The following is a 13,552-nucleotide window of genomic DNA, read 5'->3' on the forward strand; positions in this document are numbered from 1 at the left end:
TCGATAATATGAACCATAATTTAGACGTTTATCGAATTGTGCGGAGTGGATCATATTTCGATCCCAGAGGAGGAAACTTGGGGAAGTGCATTGTTGTAATGGGCGTTTCTGGCTCAGGTAAAAGCACGGTTGGCAAGAAAATAGCTGACACACTAGGCGCGAAGTTTATCGATGGTGATGATCTTCACCCTCGCGCAAATATTGACAAGATGGCCTCTGGCAACGCCTTAACAGACAGTGACCGAGCACCATGGCTCGAACGCATCAATGACGCGGCCTACAGTCTGGGTCAGAAAAATGAGCATGGCGTCATCGTGTGCTCTGCTCTCAAACGCCGCTATCGAGATACATTGCGGTTCGGCAACAACAATCTCATCTTCGTCTTCCTCGATGGCGAATTTGAGCTAATCAGACAGCGTGTAAACCAACGCGGTGGGCACTTTATGAAGTCATCTCTACTGCAAAGTCAATTTGAGGCGTTAGAGAGACCAGACTGTGAATTAGACGTCGTCAAAGTGCCGATAGACATGCCGCTTGATGCGGTCGTGCAGGCTGCTGTGAAAGAGATCCGTATGAAACTCACTGATGTTTCGCTTGAGGTGGTTTCATGACTCATCAAGCCATTATGGCGGTCACCCAACGAATTGAGAAACGCAGTGAAGCATTGAGGCAAAGCTACCTCGATTCAATGACGCACCAACAGGAAGCCGGTCGAGGGCGCAGTCAGTTATCTTGTGGAAACCTAGCGCATGCGGTAGCAACTGCAGGTTGTGCAGACAAGCAGCGCTTACTTGATAACACCAGCGCCAATCTTGCGATTATCTCGTCGTATAATGACATGCTGAGCGCTCACAAGCATTACGAGGTCTACCCCGAGCAGATCCAAACTGCGCTGGCTAAACTTGGTCATACCGCGCAAGTTGCTGGCTGTGTTCCAGCAATGTGTGATGGGGTGACACAGGGACAGCCTGGGATGGATATGTCTCTGTTTTCTCGAGACTTGATTGCTCAGAGCACCGCATTCTCGCTAAGTCACAACATGTTTGATGGTAACTTGCTGTTGGGAGTCTGCGATAAAATCGCCCCAGGACAGCTCATGGGCGCGCTGGCTTATGGTCACCTTCCCACAGCGTTTATTCCCGCAGGACCAATGACAACGGGTATCTCCAACGACGAGAAGGTGTCTATCCGCCAGCAGTATGCGGCAGGCAATCTCGGCCAAATGGCACTGCTCGATATGGAATGTCGTGCTTATCACGGCGCGGGAACGTGCACATTTTTTGGCACCGCCAACACCAACCAACTCGTTTTTGAGGCCATGGGACTAATGCTCCCCGGAAGCGCTTTTATCGCGCCTCATGACCCGCTTCGTCGAGTGCTAACGGAATATGCAGCGTTAGTCATTGCAAGTAGCAGTGCGACATCACCTCGCTATCGTCCGCTTTACGAGGTATTTACCGCAAAAAACCTAGTGAATGGTTTGGTCGCTTTGCTGGCTTCTGGCGGAAGCACTAACCACAGCATTCACATGATTGCTGTCGCTAGAGCGGCGGGATACATTCTCACATGGCAGGACCTTAGCGATCTGGCGGATGCCGTTCCACTGGTCGTTAACATCTATCCAAATGGCTCGGCAGACATCAATGACTTTCAAGCGGCAGGCGGCGTGCCTGCTATGATGACCCGCTTGGCTCAGCAAGACCTTCTACATCAAGACACATTAACCGCGTTTGGTCACTTCAATGATCAGCTCAGCTATCCGGCACTTGAAGATGGAAACCTCGTATGGAGGCGCTCTAAAGGCTCTAGCGACTCGGCAGTCATTGCTAATGAAGGACAAACATTTCAAAGCAGTGGCGGCCTAAAGGTTCTGAAAGGAAACCTGGGACAAGCGGTCATTAAGGTCTCTGCGGTCAAGAAAGAGCACCATGTAATTGAAGCCCCGGCAAAGGTATTTAACGACCAGAATGAAGTAGAGCGCGCCTATCAAAGTGGCGAGCTTAACTGTGATTGCGTTGTGGTGGTGCGCTTTAATGGACCAGCAGCCAACGGAATGCCTGAGCTTCACAAACTCATGCCACTGCTCGGTAACCTTCAGAATGATGGATTCAAGGTGGCGTTAGTGACCGACGGTCGATTATCCGGCGCATCAGGGAAAATTCCCGCCGCTATTCATGTCTCTCCAGAAGCGCTTAGAGGTGGCGTCATAGCCAAGATTAAAGAGGGTGACATAGTGCGGCTAGATAGCGTCAAAGGATGCCTAGAGGTACTCACCGACCTTGACTCCAGAGACTGTGTGAAAATAGATAACGAACTCGGTCAAATGACCTGGGGAAGAGGTCTTTTTGCGCATTGCCGCCAAACGGTTTCAGCGGCAGATCAGGGGGCGAGCTTTTTGTACCCAAGCCTAGAAAAACACACTTTGGATCCTGAACTCACCTAGAGGCTTTCGCCTTCAGTCAGGGTAAAGCCCATATCAAACACTTTTTGCTCAACAGTTTCTCCAGTTAGCGCCGATAGCAACAGCTCGGCGCTTTTTTTGCCTATCTCAAAACGCGGCGTTTCGATACTGGCCAATGTGGGACTAATGACTTTACCCATATCCAGTGAATTAAAGCCCACCACACTGATTTCTTCTGGCACTCGGCGCTGCTTGAGTCGGCACGCCATAATGGTACCGATGGCAATATCATCGTTAGTACAGAACACACCATCGAGCTCTGGTTGAATAAGCAAAGCTTTATCGAGCAAGGTGCCACCGAGCGGGAAGCTAGAGTGCTCTTTGGTAAGTATGTGAAGTGGTTCAAGACCCGCTTCAACGACGGCCTTATCGTAGCCCTGCATACGAAGCTGAGTACGTGTATCCATGCGAGCGCCAAAGTAAGCAATATTACGTTTGCCTTTAGCAATCATCTTCTTAACGACCGTATAGGCAGCGTCCATGTGATCAAGTCCTACTGCCATATCGATTGGATTTTGTGGTAAATCCATGGCTTCAACGACCGGAATACCCGCCGTCTTAATCATCTGTAAGGTACGCTCAGTATGATTGGTATCGGTGAGTATTAGCCCATCAACTTGATAAGAGAGAAACGCCTCAATTTTCTTCTCTTCGATATCCTTGTCATAGCTGTAGTGCGCGATCAAAGTATCGTAGCCAAGTGGATTGGTGACCGATTCAATCCCTTGTGCAAAGCTCGAAAAAACTTGGTTGGATAGAGAAGGAAGTAACACACCGATGGCTTTACTAGACGACTTAGACAGCATCGCTGGCGTTCGGTTATGGATATAGCCGAGCTCTTCCACCACCTGAGCAATCTTGTCTCTTGTGGCTTGTGCGACTGACTCAGGGTTTCGCATATAGCGACTTACCGTCATCTTAGTGATTCCAATGCGATCGGCGATATCTTGTAACGTCGGGCGCGAACGTTTAGCTTCCATAGTCATTCAACGAATTCTCAAGTGTTATCAAATGTTACTGTAACATTTTTAATATTGTAGAGGGAACGGAAAACAGTGATTTACTGAGGATCAGTATCATAGGAGGAGAATAAAGAGTTTTTATTCTTATTCAAATAGATAGGTAACATTTTCTAAATGATGTGTGTTCAGATCCTTAAAATAAAGGTGTGACGAGCGATCTCGCTCGCCACACTGAGTGTTAACGATATTCGTCATCAACCTTGATATCTAGGCAACGAGTTTCTGACAATGCCTTATACCATTGACCGGATTTCTTAACGCGACGATTGCGATTGTCGTCCAAGTCAATTTCCACCAAACCATATCGGTTCTTAAAGGCGTTCATCGGTGAAACGTTGTCGGTAAATGCCCACAGCATATAGCCCTTACAGTTTGCACCATCCTCAATAGCTCGCAGCAGGTGGTAAAGATGACGAGAGATAAAGTCGATGCGATAGTCATCCTGAATCTGACCATTCTCATCCTTAAACTGAACTTCGTTCTCAATGCCCATGCCGTTTTCACTAAGAATCCACTCAATGTTGCCGTAGTCATTCTTAATGCGCATTGCCATATCGTAAACGATAGCGGGATCAATCTCCCAGCCGCGAGAGAAGTTCATTTCACGACCCGGTAACTCGAAGCCACTGAAGTACTTCTTAGGGTGGAATGGCACATGTTTTGGCCACTCAGCCTCAGGTGCTTTCACTCGGTGTGGGTAGTAAAGGTTGGCACCAATGAAATCCACTGTGTTGTTCTTGATGATGGCAAGATCTTCCGCTGATGGCGCAAAATCAATACCGTTGCCCTTCAACAAAGTCAGTAGCTGTTCTGGATACTCACCTTTGATAGCAGGGTCTAAGAACACTCGATTGTAGAACAAGTCATACACTTCTGCCGCACGCTTATCGTGTGCTGCGCTTGAGCGAGGATAAGTAACCTCTGGGTTGAGAACCACTCCGATTTTGCCGTCATAACCGCCTTCACGGTAGGCTTTGACGATTTTCGCTGTCGCTAGATTCTTCGCGTGGTTCCACACCATCCACTTGTTGGTGTCCTGCTCATACGGGTAACGAATGGCATCGAGGAAGACGCGCGTTTGAACCACAATCGGCTCATTAAACGTAAACCAGTGCTTCACCTTGTGACCGTAACGTCTAAAGACCTCTCGCGCATAATGCACAAACATATCAACGACTTTAGGTGAGCTCCAGCCGCCATAGTTGTCTAAAAGGTAAGCTGGAAGTTCATAGTGTTCTAGGCAGAACATTGGCTCAATGCCTTTCGCCAACATAGTATCGATCACTTGATCAACATAGGTGGCATACTCTTCATCAACGATTCCCTGCTCATAGTCGAGCATAAAACGAGACCAGTTGATTGAGCTGCGGTAGTGGGTCAAACCCACCACCTGCATTAAATCAATGTCTTCGACATAGCGGTTGTAGAAGTCCGTTGCAACAGCAGGACCGTAACCATTGTGCCAAACCTTACGGTCGTTTTTGTACCAGACATCGATATAAGAGTCTTGACCTTCTTTCTTTCCACTCCAACCTTCGGTTTGCCATGCTGATGCAGCCGCACCGAGGATAAAGTCTTTTGGAAACTTCATAGAATATTGGGTCATTATCAATCCTTACGCTAATGCTTCTTTAGCTTCAACTTTCTCTTCTTCAGCTTCGAGGTTATCAAGCTGCTCTTTAAACTGGTTCTCACAAATCTTCACAAATGGTAGGTAGATGATGATTGCGGTAACAATACAAGCAAGCTGCGTTACCACGGCACCTAGTGAACCACCTGTTGCGAGCCATGCACTGAGTATCGGTGGACAGGTCCATGGAATCATTACCACCGCCTTGCCAGCGAAACCGATAGCTGTTGCGTAGTAACCAATAACACCAGTGACAAGTGGCGTGATGATGAACGGTATAGCAAGAACCGGATTAAGCATGATCGGCATACCAAATACCACAGGCTCATTGATGTTGAATGCACCCGGACCCACAGATAGCTTAGCGATTTCACGCATATCCTTACGCTTCTTACACACTAGGAATACAGCAACTAGAAGACCGATTGTGACACCAGAGCCACCGATGCTCATGTAGATATCCCAGAAAGGCATGGTAATAATGTTCGGGATTTCTTCACCATTTTCATAGGCAGTCATGTTCGCAGCAATCGCACCAAGTAGCAGTGGCTCACGAAGTGGTTTAATCATCTGGTTACCGTGAATACCCACTACCCAGAATACTTGAGCAAGGAACATCAGAAGCAGTACGCCAGGAAGACTTTGGATTGCACCCTCAAGTGGACGCTGAATCGCAGCGTAAGTCGCATCATAAAGCGTCATACCTGAGATTTCGTAGAATGCGAAACCGAAGGTCGCGATTGCAGTCACAGTAATGATCGAAGGTAATAGCGCCGAGAAAGAACTCGCAACATTTGGCGGTACAGAGTCTGGCATCTTGATCTGTAGAGAGTTCATAGTAAGTAGTTTGCTATATACCTCTACCGATAGAATCGCGATGAACATACCAAGGAATAGACCTTTCGTGTCCGTATACTGACGCGCAATCACGTTCGTTACTTCGAACGCTTCTCCAGCAACCACAACTTCATACGTCGTTGGGATGACGGCCACGAAACAGATCACGGCAAGCAGACCCGAATAAGCATTATTCTGACCATTAAGCTTACCGAGCTCGAGACCAATCATAAAGATGGCACCGATAGTCAGGAAGTTCAGCGTCGCGTAGTTGATTTGTCCCATTATTGGGCGGTATTCAGCAAGAAACGCAAAGGTTTCAAATGCTGCAAGACCCGACTGTGTCCCCATAACCATGTTAGAAATCAGTACGCCAAACGCACCAACGATAATGACTGGCATCAACATAACAAAGGCTTGTTTGATGGCCATGACATATTTCAGGCTAGTAAACCAGCCCGCCCAATAATTGAGCTTTTCTGTAAACGCATTATTCAGCACGATCTATCCCCTTAGGTTCGTGTTATCCATTTTTGTTACGGGTAACATTACGGGTAACAATTTCTAAAAACAAAGCAAAAACCGAATAAATGTTATCTTGAGCACGAAAAATTGGATAAATAGGCATCAAATTTGAACTACGTAACATTTTTGCCTTATGACGTCTTGATGAAGGCTACGTTACCCGTAACACTAGAAACATAAATCGAGCACAGAAGGTGCTCTTTACAGGAGAAGTGTTATGAAAATTCTATTGCTATGTTCTGCGGGTATGTCTACATCAATCTTGGTCAAAAAGATGGAAGAAGCTGCGAAAAATCAATCAATTGACGCTGAAATCCTTGCTGTGCCTATCGCTGAATTTGAAGCAAAACTAGCCGATTGGGACGTATTTTTGTTAGGCCCACAAGTGAAGTTCCGTCAGCAAGAATTCTCAACGCTAGCGGCTAAGCAAGGTAAAAAAGTTCTGGCGATCAACCCAATGGACTACGGTGCGATGCGCGGCGACAAAGTTCTTGCAACGGCAATCGAAGCGCTGAGCGAAACAGCTTAATTAGGGGTATTAAAGTATGGATTTAGAAGTCACTATCATGGGACTCATCTGCAACGCAGGTGAAGCAAGAAGCCTATCAATGGAAGCGATTAAATGTGCGCGTGAAGGCAATATAGACGGCGCTGAGCAATTCTTGGTGCAGGCTGATGAAGCGATCCGCCAAGCGCATTTAGTTCAAACCGAACTCATCGGTGCCGATGAAGGTGAAGGTAAGATCCCAGTCACCTTAGTGATGGTCCATGCTCAAGATCATCTAATGACGACCATTCAGGCAATAGAAAATGCCCGCGAAACCATCCATTTGTACCAAAGATTAGGCAAACTCGAACAAAAGGTCGCTAACAGCGCCGAATTAGCTTAGATCTAACCACGCCCTGTCTTCCCCCGCTCCTCGCTCGACAGGGCGACTTTTTCACATAGCGGTCAAAGCGCACAACAGATCCTCTGCGAACCTACTTGCTGATTAGCGTGACTTCCATCTTATATCTCACTGCAGTTTTGTATTACAATATGATGCCGTATTTGCACTGCGCTCGCTTTGCATGATCCTTTAGCGCCCAACTCAACAAGGTTTTTTGTGTCTTCTCAATCTTACATCCGAAAGAACTTCTCGCTTGCCTGGCCATTAGCACTCAATGCACTGCTGATGCAGTCAATGCTAATGATCGATACGCTGTTGGTCTCTCCTCTCGGTGAAATACCCCTCGCAGCAATGGGCATCGCCACCACTGTTGTCGCTTTTGTGCTCGGTATCCAGATGGCTCTGGCTAACGGTACACAATTGGTCCTAAGCCGCGCAGTAGGCTCTGGAAGAAAAGACGCACTTTCGAACTCTTTTTTGTCTGGCATGACAATCAACTTCTCTGTGGCGCTTCTGTTCTGGATCTTGTTAACCGTATTCGAGCAGCCTTTGCTGTCTCTGATAACAGATAAGCCAGAGCTAAATGGCGAAATCAGTGGATACCTAGATATCTCGAAGTACTTAGTCCTATTTACCGCCGTTACTCAGGTCATTACCGCACTATTCAATAGTATGGGGCGCAGTAAGATCCCGTTTAAAGGTTACCTGCTAGAGCTCCCTATTAACACGGCGCTTTCTTATGTTCTGATTCACGGTGTTCAATTAAGCGGTACTATTGAGTTTGCAGGAACTGGGGTTCAAGGCGCGGCAATGGGCAGCGTTATCGCTATCATCATTCGTATGGTGTTCTTATGGTGGTGTCTACGTTTAGAGCCTTTGGTCGAACTGAAAAAGCCTAAATCAATAGCAGCGATGCTTACCAATATGAAAAAGCATTTCACCGAGATTTTCCCTGTTGCCGCTAATGTGACCATTCTGTCGATCGGGGCAACAACATATCAATTGCTCTATGCTCAGCTAAACATCAACGCCTACGTAGCAATTACCTTAGTATTCCCTTGGATTCGCGCTGGTACGCAATTTATCACTGCATGGGCGCACTCTTCAGCGATTACCATCAGCCAAGCTATTGGCTCTCGTAAAATGGACGACCTGACGAAAAACGTCGACACCAGCATCGATGTGGCGGTCGGTATTTCAGTCGTTTGTGCGGTATTCTTTGCCGGGATGCATTTTGTGCTCGCGGATATTTACCCTGATCTTGATCCTGCCACCTATCAAGCCCTTGCCGTCATCGCTCCGCTTTACGTCTTCCTGCCGATTATTCGCGGCTACAACACAGTCCATGGGCATGTATTAAGAGCTCTAGGTAAAACTACTGCGGTATTTAAGATCAACTTTACGGGTCAGTGGGTAATATCTATCCCATTGTGTGCACTTATTATTCTTGGTTTTGATGGATCAATATTCTGGGCGTTTGCGGTGCAGCCATTTGAAGAAATGGTAAAAGCGCTGCCGTTTCGCTCGCTAGCACGTAAGTCTTTGAAAGAATTCGACATGAGCAAAGCAGATAAGCTTATGTATGATTAATAATTGCTAATTTCGATGATAAAAATCTAACTACTTTCAAGTCAGTCCAACATATCAATGTTGGACTGACTTTATTTTATGCCCTGGAAGTACCCCATAAGAATCACGCTTCTTGTAGTCACTTTCCTAATTGATTCAAGTAATACATCCGATAGAACTATCAATTATCGCAAGCTAGGTCACAAAAATCATACAATATATCGCCCCTTCCGTGACTGCAATCAAGCTACATATTCTTACAACTAGCAACACTTCGTTTAATCATACAATATTATTGCATACTAACACCAAGGAACGTGAAAGAGAGCGATATTATGCGAGTATCTAAAGTAGCAGCAGCGGTAGCCATCTCAACCGGACTTCTCATGGGTTGTAATGGTCCAGAAGTGATTGATGAAAATCCAGGCGGTGGTACCGGTGGTGGTACTACTCCTACGTCGGAGCTAGCCGGTAGTTATTGGCAGATTTCTGAAGAAGGTTCAGTAGCAGCTCAATCAAGCGCTGACTTGCCGAATGTGTATGTTTTCGATGGAACAACTCAGCGTTACTACAACGATGATGATGACCATGGTACGTACACCATTTACACGACAAGTTTCACTGAAGACATCGACGACAAAACACTGACTTTCACATATTACGGGGACGCTGGTGAAGTCGTAACTACTGGTACTTATTCAGTTGAAAGCGGTGCATTGAGCATCGATACGGACAACTCAGGTACACTTTCTGGTGCAGATCAATCAGAAAATAGCGCAGTTACAGATGCTGTTACTGCAGCGAACGACGATGCTGGCTTCAATAACTCTGTTCAAATCCTAGATACATTGACGACAGATGTCGGTGAGCTTCGTCTTAAGCTTTCAGATTCATCAACAGGCGCGACTGTTGACAGCATTGCATCAGGTCGTTTGACCGTTGACGTCGTTTATCAAGAACATGAAGATACGGTTCAAGATGCAGACGGCACCGGAGATAACGCATACATCTCTTTTTACACCAACGGTACTTCCAATAAAAACCTATATGGTGAAGTGATTCTTAGCGAAGGCAAAGTTCAATACCGCGGTGCTGGTGTTGGCGGTGTAAGCGGCGGTTCAATCACCGATGCAGGCGGCACTTTTACCAATGGCGAAGATCTAGCTATCGAAGTGACTTGGGGCAACGACGAGTTTAAATTTACAGTTAACGGTGAAGAGTTCACAGGTGAGATTACTGAGAATGCACCAGTAACGGTTATTTCATTGAAGATTGGTGACACTAGTAACACAACCAACTTTGAGTTTATCGGAGATAACCTAGCGGTTTATTCAAGTGACAGCGGCACCGAAACCCTAGTATTTGAAGATGACTTCGACAACTACGCTGTAGGGCAAAACCTATCAGGTAATCCATACAACAGCAGCACATCTGAAGCGACGGTAGTTGGTGATGGCGACACTACAGATCCAACGGAACCAACTGATGTTACTGACGATTTTGAGTCATACACAGTAGGCGATCTAATTAGCGATGCAAGCGGCGCTTGGACTACAGCCAACATCAAAGATGACGCTGATGGTACAACAACCGCAGAAGTTGCTGTTGACCCGGCAAATAGCGAAGAGAAATCTCTGTATCTAGAAGACAAAAACTCAGCAACTAAACCATTTGCGATGCGTGCATTTACTGCTCCGGCAGCTGCAGGTTCGGTATCTCTAGATGCTTACTTCCCATCGACTAACACTAAGTCTACGTACATCAACATTGGCGACGGCAAAAACAACTCAGATCGTTACTTCGAGCTGAATCAGTCAGGCACTAAGTTAAAATATGAAGCGGGTAGCGACGATGTTGAGATTGCGAGCGATATTGCTCTTGATACGTGGCACTCATTCACTATTTCGTGGACAGACGCGGGACTAGTCACAGTCACTATGAATGGTCAAACAATCGCAACTGACATTGATCAAGCGACGACTGGACTCGATTCTAGCATCGTACCTTCACAGCTAACGCTTTACACAGGTGACAACAGCAGCACAGTCAACACAGCCTACTTCGATAACGTAGACTCTGAACTGTTCTAATTACGCCACATAACCTCCAACCGGCTCGGCATTGCTGCCGAGCCTTTTTTAAGATTTCTAACTCCACACCAACATTGTAAGTAATAAGCAAAGCTGCTTTTGGGGACACGTGTAGGGTGTCCCATTTTTTTGTTTTAGGACGTTACCTATGATGCATCATGCTCGAAAGCTCGCACTTTCCACCCTTATCCCACTTATTCTGACCGCTTGCGGCGGGACTAACTCAGGCAATTCCGGTATTCCCAATACACCTGATATCGATGATTCTGGAAATTACTATGTATTGAGTAGCGCTTCGCTCGTATCGGATGGTCCAGCCAATATGGATACCTACGATTTGATCGAAAGTGTTCTCGGAGTAGGCTCTATTGAAGCGCCTGACCTCTATGGTGAGCATAACCACAGCGGGGTAAAACACATCACAGAAGACAGCGATAATCAGGTCGGCGACTATTTTCGTTTTACCATTCATCGTGACCTAGATGGTGATCGAGACACGGGTAAGACCGATCGCCAACGCAACGAAATCAAAGTATACGACAAGTCTGAAGACTCACTCAAAGGCTTCATGGACAAGACATTTGAGTACCGCTGGAAGTTTCGAATCGATGAAGATTTCGCTGTCACCAGCCACTTTACCCACCTATTTCAGCTCAAGGCGGTCTCTGACTTTGGCGACCCTGTCAGCCAACCCTTAGTCACCATTACCGGCAACACCAAGAGTGGCGTCAGTGGATTGGAAGTACGTCATGTCGATAGCCAAGACGCTAAGACCATGCTCCTTCATACCTCACAGCTAGGCATTGATTGGGCGACTCAAATACAAGGACAATGGCTAGAGGTATTTGTACGCGCAAAGTTCAGCGAACAAGGCTCACTGGAAATGTCAGTGACACCACTTGGGTCTGAAACACCGTTGTTTACTGTCAATGAACAAAATATCGAGCTTTGGCGCTCTGGCAGCAATGGTAGTACCGACAACTTTGTACGACCGAAATGGGGTATCTATCGCTCTCTCAATGACAAAGCGGGACTGAATGCTGGGGAGGACGAAGTCTGGTTTGCAGACTTTGAAATAAAAGAAGTTCAAAAGATCGAGCAGTAATCCAAAAAGTGCCGTCATCCCCTTGAAAAAAGGGATCTCTCGCAGCGGTTGAAAACGTAAATTAGTCATTACTTTTCAGTTAGCTACGCGCTGTGGGAGATCTTCACTTTCGCGATGTATGGACTCCCTCCCTCAAGAGGGAACTAAAATTACTGGTGACGAAACCATAATCCTTAGGAGTCCATACATGAACAAGTCTACGACCATTGCTATTGATTTAGCAAAAAACTCATTCCAAGTTTGTAAGCTGGTTGGCAATCATGTCGCTACAGAGAAACCATTCAGTAAAGCCAAACTGAAATCCTGGTTACTCAAACAACCGCCTTGCACCGTCGTAATGGAGTCCTGTGCTACTTCTCACTTCTGGGGGCGTTTGTGCCAATCCGTAGGGCATAACGTTATCTTGATCGCGCCAAAGAATGTCTCACCATTTCGCACTAATCAAAAAACAGACAAGAATGATGCAATGGCCATTGCAGTCGCAGCTAAACAGCCAAATGTTCACTTCATTGCAGTCAAATCTGTAAGGGCGCAATCACTTCAATCCATCGACAAGATGAGACAGCACTTGGTCGATACAATCACTGCTACTAGCAATATGATTAGAGCACTAATTGCCGAGTTTGGGATTGATATTCCACGCGGAACGTCCGCTTTTGGAAAGCAAGTCCCTTTCGTCTTGGAAGATGCTAAAAATGGCTTACCGGATATTGTCAGAGAACAAGTATCGACAATGTATTGGTTGTACCAAGACCTTACAGATAGGAAAGAAAAGGTCGTAAAACAACTCAACAATGAGATTCAACAACAACCGGAATGTCGTGCTCTATCTGCTCTTGAGGGCGTAGGTAATGTCAATGCATTAGCCTTGTATCTCTCGATAGGTGAAGGTGGTGGCAACTTCAAGAATGGCCGTGAAGCTTCTGCGTGCATTGGCCTGACACCAAAACAGTACAGCACTGGTGGCAAGACTGTACTTTTAGGTATTGGTAAAAAATTCGCCTGTAAACGAATACGAGCTAATTTGATCCAAGGTGCTCTCGCTTTTGTTCGGGTTGTCGACCGAAGGGAGCCTAAGACAACAAAAGAGGCTTGGGTCAAAAGCCTGATAGAAAGAGCAGGGCTTCGAAGAGCAGCAGTTGCTCTCGCTAACAAAACAGTCAGAACGGCATGGTCAATGCTTAATCACCACCAACCATACCGATTACCCGAACTAGTTTAAGTACCTTATTTAGATTACAACCAAGAGTAAGACGAAAACAGGTAAGACCGACCCTAACGAGCCAGATCATCCTCATGGTACTAGGTACCTTTTTCGCGAAGTGGCATTAGGGTGCGAAAACATCAAGGGGCAGAGTTCGCTACTCAACAAGAGCCCGAATATGCGCATGCTTCCTACTTATTTCCGTCCTCTAGTTGCAAT

11 protein-coding genes are annotated in these 13,552 nt (G+C 46.4%); 8 read left to right on the forward strand and 3 right to left on the reverse strand.

The annotated features are described in order from the left end of the window. Positions 1-98: 98 nt before the first annotated feature. Positions 99-611 (forward strand): gluconokinase, encoded by a 513-nt coding sequence (locus AC6I8Y_RS22530; protein ID WP_498023090.1) that lies wholly within the window; start codon positions 99-101, stop codon positions 609-611. After that, positions 608-2,443, forward strand: a complete 1,836-nt coding sequence (gene edd / locus AC6I8Y_RS22535; protein ID WP_498021790.1) for a phosphogluconate dehydratase — start codon at positions 608-610, stop codon at positions 2,441-2,443. Before AC6I8Y_RS22530 ends, edd begins: the two co-directional genes overlap by 4 nt. Here edd and AC6I8Y_RS22540 read toward each other — a convergent pair. The 3 genes from AC6I8Y_RS22540 to AC6I8Y_RS22550 all read right to left on the reverse strand — a co-directional run bounded on the left by AC6I8Y_RS22540 (position 2,440) and on the right by AC6I8Y_RS22550 (position 6,454). After that, positions 2,440-3,447: a substrate-binding domain-containing protein gene (locus tag AC6I8Y_RS22540; RefSeq protein WP_252015908.1), complete on the reverse strand. Its 1,008-nt coding sequence runs from the start codon at positions 3,445-3,447 to the stop codon at positions 2,440-2,442. The two genes, edd and AC6I8Y_RS22540, sit on opposite strands and share 4 nt — an antisense overlap. A gap of 214 nt (positions 3,448-3,661) precedes the next feature. Then, complete coding sequence (locus AC6I8Y_RS22545; RefSeq protein ID WP_394149680.1) at positions 3,662-5,089, reverse strand: glycoside hydrolase family 1 protein; 1,428 nt, start codon at positions 5,087-5,089, stop codon at positions 3,662-3,664. 9 nt (positions 5,090-5,098) lie between these two features. Further along, entirely contained in the window at positions 5,099-6,454 is a 1,356-nt protein-coding gene (locus AC6I8Y_RS22550; protein ID WP_498019619.1) for a PTS sugar transporter subunit IIC, read from the reverse strand. A 238-nt stretch (positions 6,455-6,692) separates the two neighbouring features. Between AC6I8Y_RS22550 and AC6I8Y_RS22555 the strand changes: the two genes are divergently transcribed. The 6 genes from AC6I8Y_RS22555 (at position 6,693) to AC6I8Y_RS22580 (ending at position 13,351) form a co-directional block, all read left to right on the forward strand. Further along, positions 6,693-7,004, forward strand: coding sequence for a PTS sugar transporter subunit IIB (locus tag AC6I8Y_RS22555; protein ID WP_252015914.1), 312 nt, complete (start codon positions 6,693-6,695; stop codon positions 7,002-7,004). 16 nt (positions 7,005-7,020) lie between these two features. Next, positions 7,021-7,365, forward strand: coding sequence for a PTS lactose/cellobiose transporter subunit IIA (locus tag AC6I8Y_RS22560; RefSeq protein WP_394149681.1), 345 nt, complete (start codon positions 7,021-7,023; stop codon positions 7,363-7,365). A 285-nt stretch (positions 7,366-7,650) separates the two neighbouring features. Next, positions 7,651-8,955, forward strand: a complete 1,305-nt coding sequence (locus tag AC6I8Y_RS22565; protein ID WP_498023092.1) for an MATE family efflux transporter — start codon at positions 7,651-7,653, stop codon at positions 8,953-8,955. A 314-nt stretch (positions 8,956-9,269) separates the two neighbouring features. Further along, positions 9,270-11,024 carry a hypothetical protein gene (locus tag AC6I8Y_RS22570; protein WP_498021791.1) on the forward strand — a complete coding sequence of 585 codons (1,755 nt, stop codon included), beginning with the start codon at positions 9,270-9,272 and terminating at the stop codon, positions 11,022-11,024. A 148-nt stretch (positions 11,025-11,172) separates the two neighbouring features. Next, positions 11,173-12,129: a polysaccharide lyase family protein gene (locus AC6I8Y_RS22575; RefSeq protein ID WP_498021792.1), complete on the forward strand. Its 957-nt coding sequence runs from the start codon at positions 11,173-11,175 to the stop codon at positions 12,127-12,129. A gap of 187 nt (positions 12,130-12,316) precedes the next feature. Continuing rightward, positions 12,317-13,351, forward strand: a complete 1,035-nt coding sequence (locus AC6I8Y_RS22580; RefSeq protein ID WP_498021793.1) for an IS110 family RNA-guided transposase — start codon at positions 12,317-12,319, stop codon at positions 13,349-13,351. Positions 13,352-13,552: the final 201 nt, after the last annotated feature.

It is taken from the genome of Vibrio sp. KUL78 (assembly GCF_059725505.1).

Bases quoted from the DNA above. Each gene is read 5' to 3' on its own strand.
- AC6I8Y_RS22575 (WP_498021792.1), top strand. From the start codon at position 11,173: ATGATGCATCATGCTCGAAAGCTCGCACTTTCCACCCTTATCCCACTT.
- AC6I8Y_RS22570 (WP_498021791.1), top strand. From the start codon at position 9,270: ATGCGAGTATCTAAAGTAGCAGCAGCGGTAGCCATCTCAACCGGACTT.
- AC6I8Y_RS22530 (WP_498023090.1), top strand. From the start codon at position 99: ATGGGCGTTTCTGGCTCAGGTAAAAGCACGGTTGGCAAGAAAATAGCT.
- AC6I8Y_RS22555 (WP_252015914.1), top strand. From the start codon at position 6,693: ATGAAAATTCTATTGCTATGTTCTGCGGGTATGTCTACATCAATCTTG.
- AC6I8Y_RS22540 (WP_252015908.1), bottom strand. From the start codon at position 3,447: ATGACTATGGAAGCTAAACGTTCGCGCCCGACGTTACAAGATATCGCC.
- AC6I8Y_RS22560 (WP_394149681.1), top strand. From the start codon at position 7,021: ATGGATTTAGAAGTCACTATCATGGGACTCATCTGCAACGCAGGTGAA.
- AC6I8Y_RS22545 (WP_394149680.1), bottom strand. From the start codon at position 5,089: ATGACCCAATATTCTATGAAGTTTCCAAAAGACTTTATCCTCGGTGCG.
- edd (WP_498021790.1), top strand. From the start codon at position 608: ATGACTCATCAAGCCATTATGGCGGTCACCCAACGAATTGAGAAACGC.
- AC6I8Y_RS22565 (WP_498023092.1), top strand. From the start codon at position 7,651: ATGCAGTCAATGCTAATGATCGATACGCTGTTGGTCTCTCCTCTCGGT.
- AC6I8Y_RS22580 (WP_498021793.1), top strand. From the start codon at position 12,317: ATGAACAAGTCTACGACCATTGCTATTGATTTAGCAAAAAACTCATTC.